Annotated in this window: 11 protein-coding genes; 3 read left to right on the top strand and 8 right to left on the bottom strand. The window is 53.0% G+C overall.

Annotated features, from left to right (window positions below; translation table 11 throughout):
• Positions 1–23 precede the first annotated feature (23 nt).
• Both argR and yhcN read left to right on the top strand, forming a co-directional pair.
• Positions 24–494, top strand: coding sequence for a transcriptional regulator ArgR (argR, locus tag OGX67_RS23910; RefSeq protein WP_003025162.1), 471 nt, complete (start codon positions 24–26; stop codon positions 492–494).
• Between the two features lie 376 nt (positions 495–870).
• Positions 871–1,137 (top strand): peroxide/acid stress response protein YhcN, encoded by a 267-nt coding sequence (gene yhcN, locus OGX67_RS23905; protein ID WP_003025165.1) that lies wholly within the window; start codon positions 871–873, stop codon positions 1,135–1,137.
• 57 nt (positions 1,138–1,194) lie between these two features.
• Here yhcN and OGX67_RS23900 read toward each other — a convergent pair whose 3' ends face one another.
• From OGX67_RS23900 to aaeX, 4 genes are all read right to left on the bottom strand, one after another.
• The gene (locus OGX67_RS23900; RefSeq protein WP_003025168.1) at positions 1,195–1,473 is read right to left on the bottom strand and encodes a barstar family protein; all 279 of its coding nucleotides are present in this window, start codon (positions 1,471–1,473) and stop codon (positions 1,195–1,197) included.
• Positions 1,474–1,592: 119 nt separating this feature from the next.
• A complete protein-coding gene (gene aaeB / locus OGX67_RS23895) occupies positions 1,593–3,560 on the bottom strand; it encodes a p-hydroxybenzoic acid efflux pump subunit AaeB (RefSeq protein WP_003025171.1) in 1,968 nt (655 codons plus the stop codon).
• A 5-nt stretch (positions 3,561–3,565) separates the two neighbouring features.
• Positions 3,566–4,498, bottom strand: a complete 933-nt coding sequence (gene aaeA, locus OGX67_RS23890; RefSeq protein WP_003025174.1) for a p-hydroxybenzoic acid efflux pump subunit AaeA — start codon at positions 4,496–4,498, stop codon at positions 3,566–3,568.
• A gap of 7 nt (positions 4,499–4,505) precedes the next feature.
• On the bottom strand, positions 4,506–4,709 hold the full coding sequence (gene aaeX, locus OGX67_RS23885; protein ID WP_003025177.1) for a p-hydroxybenzoic acid efflux pump operon protein AaeX: 204 nt from the start codon (positions 4,707–4,709) through the stop codon (positions 4,506–4,508).
• Positions 4,710–4,893: 184 nt separating this feature from the next.
• On the opposite strand from aaeX, the gene aaeR reads away from it, so the two are divergent.
• Entirely contained in the window at positions 4,894–5,823 is a 930-nt protein-coding gene (gene aaeR, locus OGX67_RS23880; protein ID WP_071697443.1) for an HTH-type transcriptional activator AaeR, read from the top strand.
• An 85-nt stretch (positions 5,824–5,908) separates the two neighbouring features.
• On the opposite strand, the gene tldD is transcribed toward aaeR, so the two are convergent.
• From tldD to OGX67_RS23860, 4 genes are all read right to left on the bottom strand, one after another.
• Entirely contained in the window at positions 5,909–7,354 is a 1,446-nt protein-coding gene (gene tldD / locus OGX67_RS23875; protein ID WP_044701339.1) for a metalloprotease TldD, read from the bottom strand.
• A 161-nt stretch (positions 7,355–7,515) separates the two neighbouring features.
• Positions 7,516–11,331 (bottom strand): AsmA2 domain-containing protein YhdP, encoded by a 3,816-nt coding sequence (gene yhdP, locus OGX67_RS23870; protein WP_286527657.1) that lies wholly within the window; start codon positions 11,329–11,331, stop codon positions 7,516–7,518.
• A 111-nt stretch (positions 11,332–11,442) separates the two neighbouring features.
• The gene (gene rng, locus OGX67_RS23865) at positions 11,443–12,912 is read right to left on the bottom strand and encodes a ribonuclease G (RefSeq protein ID WP_003025190.1); all 1,470 of its coding nucleotides are present in this window, start codon (positions 12,910–12,912) and stop codon (positions 11,443–11,445) included.
• Positions 12,902–13,495: a Maf family protein gene (locus OGX67_RS23860; protein WP_003839891.1), complete on the bottom strand. Its 594-nt coding sequence runs from the start codon at positions 13,493–13,495 to the stop codon at positions 12,902–12,904. Before OGX67_RS23860 ends, rng begins: the two co-directional genes overlap by 11 nt.
• Between the last annotated feature and the right edge of the window lie 6 nt (positions 13,496–13,501).

Genomic DNA, 13,501 nt, shown 5'->3' with positions numbered 1-13,501 from the left:
TACCGCCATATTACGGGTGACTTATGCGAAGCTCGGCAAAACAAGAAGAATTAGTAAAGGCGTTTAAAGCGCTGCTTAAAGAAGAAAAGTTCAGCTCTCAAGGCGAAATCGTCCTCGCATTGCAGGATCAGGGCTTTGATAATATCAATCAGTCCAAGGTTTCACGCATGCTGACCAAATTTGGCGCCGTGCGTACCCGCAATGCGAAAATGGAAATGGTGTACTGCCTTCCGGCGGAGCTGGGCGTGCCTACGACCTCCAGTCCGCTGAAAAATCTGGTGCTGGATATCGACTATAACGATGCGGTCGTGGTTATTCATACCAGTCCTGGCGCTGCTCAGTTGATTGCACGTCTGCTGGACTCATTGGGGAAAGCGGAAGGTATCCTGGGTACGATTGCCGGTGACGATACCATCTTCACCACCCCAGCTAAGGGTTTTACGGTAAAAGATCTGTACGAAGCCATTCTGGAACTGTTCGAACAAGAACTGTAATACCGCCTCCCCGTCGCCTCGCGGCGGGGGAAAACACTCTCTTTCTACCCCCTTCCGTCTATTCTTAACTGCTATGCATTTAACAAATGGTGCGTTTAACCGTCAAAAACCATTCACATAGTGAATATGAAGGCTTAAAAACGCACATTTTGCAAAAAACCATATCCAATTGATTTTATTTAATTTATTTCTTTTAAAATGTTCGAAACGCTCTTTTTAATTCCATTTGGTTATAAAGAATATTTTTCTTAACACTTACTACCCATGGAAACAATTAGCGTGGTATTAATTTATCAGGTTATTAGTGTATACTTGATTTTGTGATGAGGGTCACGAAACGTAGACCCCTATAAAAGAATTCGACGAGGTAAATATCATGAAAATCAAAACTACTATTGCAACCTTAAGCCTTCTTTCTGTTCTCTCCTTCGGTGCAAGTGCCGCGGTTACTCAGGTGAACTCACAAGAAGCACAGAATCTGCAATCTATGGGTAGCATCTCCGTATCTCAGATCGGTAGTTCACCAATGGACATGCGTCAAGCCATCGCCGCTAAGGCTGAAAAAGCAGGCGCCAGCAGCTATCGCGTCACAGAACTCCGTGAAGGTGCTCACTGGCACGCTACTGCAGAACTCTACAAATAAACCCTCGTCGTCTAAGTCCGACGACTTGCCCCCGCCTGCCGGGGGCTTTTTTATGTCTTACATTGAGTGACGAACGTTAAAACGCAACTGCCCTTCCAGCTCTTCTTCCGCTTCATCGAACAGTAAAATCAGCGCGCCGTATCGCCTGCGCAGCTTGTCCGGTAAATGGACAAATTCAATCTCCAGCGGCAACGGTAAAACTTCCCCGATAACCACCTCCCACAGAGAATCTAAATCAACCACCTTCTCCCTGGCGAGACCGAACGTGCGCGTAAACTCGCGATAGAAATCACCCTGGTCTTCTATCTCGTCAAAATCAAATGTATAGATATTCATCTATAGCCACCATCCCGACGCCAGCCACTCTACAGACCGCCAATATGTAGGGGTCTCTCGCATTTTCAGGTAAGTATAGCCATAAAAAAACCGACGCTTTTAGCGTCGGTTTTCAACTCTTAATTACTGACCAGCGCATGCTGGTATTTGTGCAACATCCCACTGAGTCGTTTTACCGGCTCGGTCACCTGTGGTGGTGCTTGCCAGATGATTAATTTCTCCTGATAGATCTCAAGCTCTTCCAGCAACTGGCTAAAGTAGCGTCGGCGCTTGTCGTCATTTCCTGCAGAAATCACGCGATCGGCAGTGCGTCGAAGCTGGCGATGGAATGCGGAGAGATCTTCGTTTACCGGCACCGGCGCATCGCGCAGGCGCTGATGCGCGATGATCATGGTCAGCGCCAGGCGAAACTTCGCCAGGTCGCCCGGAAATTTGTTCATCAGCAAAAACAGCTGCTGATAAAGCGCCGGGAGGTGGTTTTCTTTACGACGTACCACGTTGGTGGTCATCGCTGAAACCGCCGCCGAGACAAACTGGTTGAGCAACACACGACCCGTTCTGTCACGAGAGTTATCACGCACCAGCAGAATAACGATAAACGCCAACATGCAGCCAACAATCTGCCCCAGCGCACTGTCCAGGAACTGGCTAAAGTGGAAGGTCATCGGGTTATCCAGCACGATGATATTAATGGTGCTGGCCAGCGCCCCCATCGAACCCAGCCGTCGTTTCTGTACTTCAATCCCCAGAAAGAATCCCAGCACTGCCAGGCTCAGGCACAGCAACAACATGCTTTGCTGCGTATTAGGGATAATCACCAGGAAATAGAGTGCCCCGAGCGGTAACGCCGCCAACGTACCGTAGATAAAATCTATCGCCACCATGCGCGGGTTGGGTAAACGCATTGCCAGCGAGGTGACGACCGCAATCATCACCATTGCGCCGCTGCCGGATGTCCAGCCGGTCCACAGCCAGAATAAGGTTCCCAGCACACAAGAAAGCGTGGTGCGCCAAAAGTTAACCATCGCATGGTGACGCTCGGCAGATTCCACTTTCACCACCGGTTCACCTTGCAGGATCTCTTCTTCGATAGCGCTAATTTTGGTGTTGCTGACAACTCCACGTTTAAGTAACAGATAGCGCGTTGCCGCCCCGGCCCAGGTGTAAATTGTGACAGGTGTGTCACGTTCACCGGTCCATGCAATCACCCGACGCATCCGCTTCAGCTGTTTATGGACATCCTGTACCGTTTCAACCGGCGTATCGAACAACTCGCGGAAGGTATCGGTGATCAGTTCTGGTCGGGTATTCTGAATAAGATAGGTTTCGCAGGATTGTGTGATAAGCGTAAGCGACAGCGTATTCAATGCCTTGAGTCTGCGGTTAGCCCGCACCCAGCGCGAGGACTCCATATTCAGGTTACTACGCATGCCTTCCAGCGCCGCCGTACGCCGGACTAAATCTCCCCAGGCTTTGTCCACTTCCTCGCTGTCGCCATGCTTAATGCACAGCTGCATAAGCTGATATTGCGCCACCAGCAGGCTATCCAGTTCGACATCAATCTCCTGTTTCACCGAACGGGGCGAAAAGAGCAGGTCGGCAACAATGGCACAGACAATACCCATCACAATTTCACTACAGCGTTCGAGCGCAAATTGCGGCGTCAGCAGCGGTTCAGCCTGGATAGTAATGACGATGATCAGCGCCGTATAGCCTGAAAGCCCCCAGGCATAAGAGTTTTCGATCTTCACTAACGACGAGATCCAGGTACAAAAACCGGCCCAGATACAACACACCAGGATCATCAATAGCGGGGCGCGGATCATGCTGATGATAATGATCAGGGCGGCAATACAGCCGATAAATGTCCCGACAATACGCAACATGCCGCGATAGCGGATAGCACCTGAATAAGGTTCTCCGCCAGCGGCAAAGGCCGGACCTGCAGCCACAATGGCCGCGGTCAGCACCGCCCAGCGCGGGGTCTCAAGCTGGAAGTGAAAGCCAACGAACAGCGCCAGTACAATCGCGCAGGCCAGTTTTACCGCAAAGCGGATATGCTGGTTGGCAATGGAGAAAATACCCATCGCGATTAACCAAACTCGCGCAGGCGGTGCGCCATTTTACGGAAGAAAGATTCCTGGCTGGCATCGCGATCCTGCTTGCCGGTAATGACGACGGTCGCAGTCGTCCCGGCAGGCCACAAGGTTCCCTGCTGCTCATCAAGACGAATTCGCACCGGCACACGCTGCGCCAGACGCACCCATTCAAGATTGGAATCAATGGTCGCCATACCCTTGGCGTCCCTCGTGCTGCTGGCATTCGTTACGCCAGCCGCCACACTATCAACCGTGCCCTTCAGCACATTATTACTGCCAAGCGGGGTGATTTCAGCGCGATACCCAGGGCGGACGCCTTCCAGTTTGGTTTCTTCCATATACGCCAGCACATAGAAAGAATGCTGTTTGACCAATGCCACCGCCGTGGAACCGCGCGTGATAAATTCGCCGCTATAAACGTTCAGGTTAGTCACCCAGCCGTCTGCTGGCGCGCGGATAACGGTACGTTCCAGATCTAATTTCGCCAGGTCGCGGGTCGCTTGTGCCTTCGCAAGCTGGTGTAATACGGTTTGCAGGACGTTGTTTGATTGGTCAATCTCTTCACGAGACATAGCCTGCACGCCCAGTCGGTTACGACGACCGGCCTCCTGGCGTTTTTCCTGCGCCAGTACCTGATAATAGGCCACGTCAGCTTCGGCCTGCTCGAGGGCTTTCTTATAGCGTGGCTGGTCGATAGTGAACAGGATCTGATCCTTTTTCACCAGTTGGTTATCATGGATGTTAACGTTGGTAATAAGGCCCGCAACATCCGGCGCAATCGCGACGACATCGGCGCTGAAACGCGCATCACGCGTCCACGGCGACTCGGTGTAGAACACCCATGCGCGAAAAATAGCGATGAAGGCCAGAATGACCAGTATCACGGTAATGGCCGTGCGGGAGAGTTTTCTTGTTAGTGTTTTCACTTCAACCTCAAACGAACAGGCGCGTTATTAAATAGAACAGACAGCAATACAGCGCGGTGTTAAACAGAGCCGGATGCCAGACAAAATCATAGATGCCAGTCGGAACAAGCACCCGGCGCACCAGCCAGAAAATCGCCAGTGACAAAAGTAATTCGAAAAAAATCGGTGGGAAGGACAGACCAAACACCACGATAACGGGAAACAGACTCATGTTGACCTTGGTAACGTAAGAGAGTGCAGATGATAGATTTTCTAGCGTATGTCACCGCAGAGAAGGGCAAGGATGAGCCAGGCGAGAGCGACATAGCCGTTATTTGAATAATAATATATTAACGTAACTGTTATGCTGTTATCTATATTATGTGATCTAAATCACTTTTAAGCCAGAGTGAACAATGGAACGATTAAAACGTATGTCGGTGTTCGCCAAAGTTGTCGAAATGGGCTCCTTCACCGCCGCCGCAAGACAGCTACAAATGAGCGTTTCATCGATAAGCCAGACGGTCTCAAAGCTGGAAGATGAACTACAAGTCAAGCTGCTAAACCGCAGCACGCGTAGCATTGGGCTAACTGAAGCCGGTAAAATTTATTATCAGGGCTGCCGGAGAATGCTGCACGAAGCGCAGGATGTTCACGAGCAACTCTATGCCTTTAACAACACGCCCATCGGCACCCTGCGCATTGGCTGTTCTTCAACTATGGCACAAAATGTCCTCGCCGGATTAACCGCCACGATGCTGAAAGAGTATCCGGGATTAACGGTAAATCTGGTGACCGGCATCCCGGCCCCGGATTTAATCGCTGATGGTCTGGACGTGGTTATCCGCGTCGGCGCGTTGCAGGACTCCAGCCTGTTTTCACGCCGTCTGGGAGCTATGCCGATGGTGGTCTGCGCGGCAAAAAGCTATCTCGCACAGTTTGGCGTCCCGGAGAAACCCGCCGATCTCAGCAACCACTCGTGGCTGGAATACAGCGTGCGCCCGGATAATGAATTCGAGCTTATCGCTCCGGAAGGAATTTCCACCCGTCTGATCCCTGAGGGCCGTTTTGTGACTAACGATCCGATGACATTGGTGCGCTGGCTGGCCGCAGGCGCGGGCATTGCCTATGTACCGCTGATGTGGGTGATCAATGAGATCAATCGTGGCGAAGTGGAGATACTGCTTCCCCGCTACCAGTCGGATCCGCGTCCGGTCTATGCGCTGTATACCGAAAAAGACAAATTGCCGCTCAAGGTGCAGGTGGTGATTAACTATCTGACAGACTATTTTGTCGATGTAGCGCAGCTGTTTCAGGGAATGTACGGTCGGGGAAAAGAGAAATAAAAAAGTGTAGGCCGGATAAGGCGTTGACGCCGCATCCGGCAAGATGCCCGATGGCACTGGTGCTTATCGGGCATACATCATGATGTTATGCAGTACCACCCACCGTCAGGTTATCCACCTTCAGCGTCGGCTGGCCCACGCCCACCGGCAGGCTCTGCCCTTCTTTACCGCACACACCAACCCCGTTATCCAGTTTCAGGTCGTTACCCACCATCGAAATCTGCTGCATCGCTTCGATACCAGAGCCAATCAGCGTCGCGCCTTTCACCGGTTTGGTGACTCTACCGTTTTCAATCAGATATGCTTCAGACGTAGAGAACACAAATTTTCCGGAGGTGATATCCACCTGGCCGCCGCCGAAGTTAGGCGCATAAATACCGTATTCAACGGATTCGATGATTTCCTGCGGCGTAGATTTCCCCGGCAGCATATAGGTGTTGGTCATACGTGGCATCGGCAGGTGCGCGTAAGATTCACGGCGACCGTTACCCGTCGGCGCGACGCCCATCAGGCGCGCATTCAGTTTGTCCTGCATGTAGCCTTTCAGAATACCGTTTTCGATCAGCACGTTGTACTGACCCGGTGTGCCTTCATCATCAATAGCCACAGAGCCACGACGGTCCGCCATTGTGCCATCATCCACAACGGTGCACAGTTCTGACGCTACCAGCTCACCCATGTGACCGCTGAATACCGAGGTACCACGGCGGTTAAAGTCACCTTCCAGACCATGACCGACCGCTTCATGCAGCAGAACGCCAGGCCAGCCAGCGCCGAGTACTACCGGCAGCGTACCAGCAGGCGCAGCTACCGCAGAGAGATTAACCAGCGCCATGCGTACGGCTTCTTTCGCCCATGCGTCAGCACGAACTTCACCATCAAGGTCGCCCAAGAAATAGTCATAGCCAAAACGACCGCCGCCACCGCTGGCGCCGCGCTCGCGTTTACCGTCCTCTTCCACCTGTACGCTTACGGACAGGCGTACCAGCGGGCGAACGTCAGCGGCCAGCGTACCGTCGGTCGCTGCTACCAGGATCAGTTCATAAACACCGGTCAGGCTGGCGGTTACTTCCTGGACGCGCTTGTCGGCGGCACGCGCCACGCTGTCTACGCGGCGCAGAATATCCAGTTTCTCTTCGCGGCTCATGCTCTGCAGGGGATCAACCGAGGTGTAAAGCGCCTGATGCTCCACAGCTCCCAGCGTTTTTACTTTGCCGTCACCGCTGTCACGCACGATAGTACGGGCAGCATGAGCACTCTGCTCCAGAGCCAGCAGGCTAATCTGGTCTGCATAGGCAAACCCTGTTTTTTCGCCGCTGATGGCGCGCACGCCAACGCCCTGATCGATATTGTAAGAACCATCTTTAATGATGCGGTCTTCTAAAACCCAGGATTCGTGATAGCTCGACTGAAAATAGAGATCGCCGTAATCAAGACGGCGTTCGGCCAGTTGGCCCAGGATGGCAAACAGATCCTGATGTTTCAGGCCATTTGCCGCTAGCAATTGTTCACTTACCAGGTTCAGACTCATCGTTTTGCTACTCATTAGTTACTGTTGTAGGCCTGATAAAACGCGCCAGCGTCGCCATCAGGCACTTCAATGCCGGATGGCGGCGTGAACGCCTTATCCGGCCTACGGACTGCGGTAGAGGATCTATGTTGAGATTGGGGCAATTACTCGCCCCCGTCAAATTATTGCTGGCTTTCTTTGCGCGGCTGACGCAGAACTTCGTTAATCTGCGGCTTATCGACCGGACCGGTGATGCGATAGCGCAGAATCGACACTTTGCTCCACAATGGTCCCAGAACCTTACTGGCAGCAAACACCGCCGCGCCGACAATCGGATTGACAGCAAACGCAGCGGCAACGCCTACGGTGGCAGAAATTTCCGGCGCGACAATGGCTTCCATATCCAGCTCCCGGCGTACCAGGTTCACCGAGCCTTTCATCGCAATGTCTGCCTCCAGACCGTCCACCAGCGTGTCATCGGTATGCATCACGCCATCTTTGATCCAGGCCGTGCTGCGAATCGAGTCGAAATAGAAACCTTCGCTGAAGGTGTCGCTGAAATCAAAACGCAGTTTACGCAGCAACGCATCAAAGCTCAGCAGTCGCAATAGTTGCCCCGCATGTCCGGTGCTGAGTTCAGTAAGCTCACCTTTGCCCAACCGGGTACGCAAAATCCCATTCAGCGAAGCTTCATCTGGATCCCATGGCGGGTTACGCCAGTGCAGGTCATACTCCACGTTGAACGAAGAGTTACGAATCGGGGTCGATACGCCAAAGAAACTGGCAGCAGAGTCAATTTTACTGCCGCTCAGTTTACCCTTCAGTGACGTTCGTTCTTTGCCCGGCGCGTTCACCCACACGCCATCGGTGGTCAGTCTGGCAAAGCCTGTATCCAACAGACCGTTACTCAGCGTTAGCGTGTCGCCTTTAATCGCCACATCGGCATCAATACGCCCATATTTCTGTCCCCACATCCAGCACTCGGCACAGCGTAACTGAACATCCGGCCAGCCGCGGAAGCTGACGTTGTCCACGGCGGAAAACGGCGAGGCTGGAGTACTATTCAGTGGTGCTTTCGTCGGCGATGCTTTCGCCGCGCTGGGGTTGTAATAAAGATACTTAATATTGGCCAGCCACGGCGCATTATTGCGCATAGCCAGCGTGGCATTAATTTCACGTCCCTGCGCCTGCACGATGGAGCCATTGCTCGCAGGCTCAGACACGATACTCAAGTTATTCCACTGCTGACCGCCCAGGGATAACGATGGCGTACGCACCGTGATGCGCTGCGGGAAGTTGGCGTTGGTGCCAACGTTATCTGCTGCGCCTTTCTGGAACAACGCCAGCCATTGCGCGCCATCCATAGGGGGAAGGTTAAGCTCAATACCTTGCTGATCGGGTAACGCGGGCACGGTGCGGCTTTCCGACGTCCAGATTGCGCGGTCAAGCGTCAGTTTCTGATTCAGCAACCAGCGGCTGTTAAAGTGGTTCTTACTGCCCGCGTTGCCGGTCAGTTCAAAACTGCGCAGATTGCCGTTGGCCTTAACGTTCACCGGTAATGCCTCACCGGCTGCCTTATTCAGCGGAGCAGGTAAGTGACTACTTACATTCTTCAGGTCGCCTTTTAGCTCAATGTCGTAGGTCGGTCCGGCATGATACGGAAGATCGATACCCACCTTGCCATTCCACGCCATGCTGCCGCTTAAGGCATCGTTGACCTGCGCCGGTAAAATCCCCATGCGGGTTGGCTGCCAGTCGCCTTGCAGGTTCACGGCGACCTGATAGGCTTTCGCCCCTTCGGTGGTGGAGAAGTCGACGTTCAGCGGCTGATTAAACCAGTTCGCCGTCATCGGCTCGCTCTTCAGATCGCCGTTGATAAAGCTGAATTTACCATTCAAATTCTTCAGCGTGCTGTCGAGCGGTTTAATAAACAGGCTGTTATTACGCAGGTTGACATCGCCTTTGGCGGTAACCAGCGAGCCGTCTAGCGGAATATCCAGATGTAAGCGAGCATTCACATCGCCGTCAATCTGCAACTGCTCAAGCGTAGCGCCGAGGGAGTCCTTCAACGGCGTCTCATCAAAATAAGGTCCGACCGCCTTGCCCGGCCCGTTGATATCGGCATCAATCAGCAGTTTTTCTTTAGCATAGTCGGGAATATTAGCCGTCAGGTTACTGGCCTTCACGCCGCCTAAATTGACGCTATCCGTCTTCATCCACAGACCATCGTTAATGAAGTTCAGTTCAATATTGAGATCGGTTAGCGCAGGCCAGTCGGGTTGGAAAGCAAATTTCGCGTTACGTAGCGGCACCAGAACCTGAAATTGCCCTTCGTTGTGCAGATACGGGAACAGATGCGGGTTACCGCCATACACCAGCGTGGCGTTATCCGCTTCGCCGCCCTGAATAGCGCCGCTGAGGTAGTCAACCAGCTCTTTGCCCATCAAGTTTTCCGGGAAATAGCGCCAAGCCTGAGAGCCGTCGTCGGTGCTAATGCCAGCCAGAATGCCTAACCACGGTTCATCTCCAGTGGGCTGCAGATAGCGGAAACCACCGCGCGCGCGTACCGCTTTCGCTTTAACATCGATGTTGCGCCCATCTAACTGAAAACCTTTATCATTTTTCAGCCAGCTTAGCGTCGCCACGCCGTTCTCTATTTCCAGCGGCGCGCGGAAGACAGTTTCATACGGCATTTTGGCTTGCTTCATGGAGGCGGTGAGCGCCCCATTTTCAACGCTACCCGCAAGCGTACCCGAGAAATGTTCTGCCCCCGGCAGCAACTTCCACTGTTTCCAGGCCAAATCGGTCCACGATGACAGGAAGCGGGTTTTTTCTGTCGCCTGTAACGGGATATCCAGCGCCAACACATCGATCTTGCCACTTGGCTGCGTGGCCCGCCAGATATCACCCAACGCTGGTGACAACCTGGACGCCATCGGACGTAGCCCTTCTAATCCGGCCAGTTCCAGATTGCTGGCGCGAATGCGTAACTCGTCGCTGCGTTTGTTATTCTCGCCACCGACTTCCTGCTCAGGGATCCAGGCCAGCGTTAATGCACCGCTCGGCCAGGGTTTATCATCCATGGTAATACGAGTATCGGGAATAAAGAATTGCCAGCCCGCCTCTTCACGGCTGATGTGCGCTGTCAGATTATCGACGGAGAGCGTGTGCGTACGATTTTCACCCAGCCAACTTGCTCCACCTTTTTTCAGCCAGACATCGCCACCAGAAACGACGCCTTTACTGATCGTCATCCATGCTTCCAGGCTAAAACGCGCGGTTTGTAGCGCGACATTATCCTGCATCCATTTGCCCAGCCATGGTTTGACGTCGATGTCGTCTGCCTGCAGCCAGACCCGACCGTTATTCAATAGCCCTTCGTCATCACGCAGATCCATACGCACCTGCATAACGCCGTGCTGTCCGGTCAGGCTGGAGAGGCTGACCTGACCCTCGGCGCGATGCCGATTTTTACCGTTCAGCCAGGTAAGCTGTGGGATCGCCAGTTCAGCACGTTGACCTGAGAGGGTTATAAAGCTGATATGACTGTCGCGTAGATCGAAATGATCAAACTGACGCAGGAAGAGATTGCTGAGATGGTCGGTTTCAATTCCATCTCCGCCTTCACTACGCTGGATAGGAGTATTGGTGCGCAACTGCAGTTGCCAAAAGGTGAGATCGCGAAACTGCCAACGCATGTGCAGCAAACTTTGCCAGACATCCAGCGCCAGCGTGACGCGTTTTACCGAAAATTCTCCCCCATCTTTTAGCTGCGCATGGATATTACGCGCTTCAAGCGTAGGACCGAAATTTTGCCAGCTGGCAGAAAGCTGACTGGCGGAAACAGGTAGACCTGTAGCGGATTCAATCTTGCCAAGAATGGCTGGACGACAGCTATCAAGATGAGGTAACGCAAGGCGCAGTCCACTGACCAGCAGCGCTGCGATGACAACGAATGCGGCTCCAGTGAGCAGTAATATCCCCGGCAATCGCCTCACGCACCTCTCCTTGTCTACCAAAAAATATGACTCACACCCCTTGAGTGAATATTGCCGGATGACGGCGCTTGCGCCTTATCCGGCCTACATGCGCGGGTGCCACTACACGATTTACATCATGACGACGTCGAACTGCTCCTGGTTATACAGCGGTTCGATTTGTACTTTGACCTGTTTGCCGACAAAGATCTCAACCTCCGCCAGCGCATGTGACTCTTCACCTTTCAGGGTTTCAGCCACTGCCGGAGATGCATAAACCAGGAAACGATCGGAGTCATATGCATGATGTACCCGCACGATTTCGCGCATGATTTCATAACATACGGTTTCCACCGTTTTCACCGTACCACGCCCATGGCAGGTTGGACACTCGTTGCACAATACATGTTCCACGCTTTCACGTGTGCGTTTGCGCGTCATCTCCACCAGGCCCAGCTGTGAAAAACCGTTAATGCTGGTTTTTACACGATCCTTGCTCAGAGCCTGCTCCAGGGAGTGCAGTACCCGGCGACGGTGATCTTCATTATTCATGTCGATAAAATCGATAATGATAATGCCGCCGAGGTTACGCAGACGCAGCTGACGAGCAATGGCCTGCGTTGCTTCAATATTAGTATTAAAGATAGTGTCGTCGAGATTACGATGCCCAACAAACGCGCCGGTATTGATGTCGACGGTGGTCATCGCTTCAGTTTGATCGATGATCAGATAACCGCCGGACTTCAACTCAACTTTGCGTTCCAGCGCGCGCTGGATTTCATTCTCAACGTCAAAGAGATCAAAAATAGGCTGGCGTCCGCTGTAATGTTCCAGCTTGCTGGTCATCTCGGGGATATATTCCGCCGTAAATTCCAGTAACGCCTCATAGGTCAGACGGGAGTCGACGCGGATGCGGTCAAGCTGCGCATCGGCAAAGTCACGCAACACGCGCTGTGCCAGTGCCAGTTCACCGTACATCTGGTAGCGCGTTTGCGGGCGCTTTTTACGCTCCATGACTTTTGTCCAGACGCGCTTCAGGTAGGCAGCATCCGAGGCCAGATCCTCTTCGCATACGCCTTCTGCCGCCGTGCGAATGATGAAGCCACCCTGCTCATCGCAGTAATCCGCCACCACTTTTTTCAGACGTTCGCGTTCCGTTTCGCTTTCGATACGTTGGGATACGCCAACATGCGAGGCCCCCGGCATAAAAACGAGATAACGGGAAGGAAGCGTGATGTCCGTCGTCAGGCGTGCGCCCTTCGTTCCCAAAGGATCTTTTACCACCTGCACCATCAGATCCTGACCCTGGCGCACCAGTTCAGAAATGTCGCGTACGGTGAACTGTTTTTGTTCTTCACCCGCCACGCATTCGGTGTGCGGCATGATGTCAGAAGCGTGAAGAAATGCGGCTTTATCCAGTCCAATATCTACAAAAGCCGCCTGCATACCCGGAAGTACACGACTTACACGACCTTTGTAGATATTGCCTACGATTCCGCGTCGCGCCTCACGTTCAATATGAATTTCCTGCAGAATACCGCCATCAATGTAAGCCACCCGAGTTTCCGATGGCGTTACGTTTACCAACAATTCAGCCGTCATGTTTATCCCTTTTCTCACGCAGTGCGTTAAAATTGGTCAGCAACTCATACGTTTCTACCAGCGGTAAGCCGACTACGGCGTGATAGCTGCCATTTATCTTCCTGACAAAACAGCCACCCAACCCTTGAATACCGTATGCACCTGCTTTATCCATTGGTTCACCGCTGGCAACATAACCCGCGATGTCCTCATCGGTTAGTGCTCTGAATGTCACTTCCGTCACTACCAGGCAGTCCAGACTGTGCTGGCAATCGGCCAGTGCCACGGCCGTCATAACTTGATGCGTTTTGCCCGACAGTTTGCGCAGCATTGCTGCGGCGTGGGCAGCGTCGTGCGGTTTTTCCAGCACTTCGCCATTAAGGATAACGATGGTATCCGCACCCAATACCGGCAAATCGCGCGGTGCCAGTGCTACACCAGCCTGCGCTTTTTCGCGCGCCAGACGGGAAACGTACTGCTGCGCACTTTCCTGCGGGTGCCGCTGTTCTTCAATCCCAGGGATCAGTCGTTCAAACGTAACACCAAGCTGAGCGAGCAACTCCTGACGACGTGGAGAACCTGAAGCAAGATACAGAGTATTCATATCAAC

The organism is Citrobacter sp. Cf118, from assembly GCF_030334095.1.
In the GTDB taxonomy this organism is placed as follows: domain Bacteria; phylum Pseudomonadota; class Gammaproteobacteria; order Enterobacterales; family Enterobacteriaceae; genus Citrobacter; species Citrobacter freundii.
Note: the sequence above shows the minus strand (reverse complement) of the source record. Positions and strands in the feature narration are given on the sequence as shown.

Bases quoted from the DNA above. Each gene is read 5' to 3' on its own strand.
- argR (WP_003025162.1), top strand. From the start codon at position 24: ATGCGAAGCTCGGCAAAACAAGAAGAATTAGTAAAGGCGTTTAAAGCG.
- yhcN (WP_003025165.1), top strand. From the start codon at position 871: ATGAAAATCAAAACTACTATTGCAACCTTAAGCCTTCTTTCTGTTCTC.
- OGX67_RS23900 (WP_003025168.1), bottom strand. From the start codon at position 1,473: ATGAATATCTATACATTTGATTTTGACGAGATAGAAGACCAGGGTGAT.
- aaeB (WP_003025171.1), bottom strand. From the start codon at position 3,560: ATGGGTATTTTCTCCATTGCCAACCAGCATATCCGCTTTGCGGTAAAA.
- aaeX (WP_003025177.1), bottom strand. From the start codon at position 4,709: ATGAGTCTGTTTCCCGTTATCGTGGTGTTTGGTCTGTCCTTCCCACCG.
- aaeR (WP_071697443.1), top strand. From the start codon at position 4,894: ATGGAACGATTAAAACGTATGTCGGTGTTCGCCAAAGTTGTCGAAATG.
- tldD (WP_044701339.1), bottom strand. From the start codon at position 7,354: ATGAGTCTGAACCTGGTAAGTGAACAATTGCTAGCGGCAAATGGCCTG.
- rng (WP_003025190.1), bottom strand. From the start codon at position 12,912: ATGACGGCTGAATTGTTGGTAAACGTAACGCCATCGGAAACTCGGGTG.
- OGX67_RS23860 (WP_003839891.1), bottom strand. From the start codon at position 13,495: ATGAATACTCTGTATCTTGCTTCAGGTTCTCCACGTCGTCAGGAGTTG.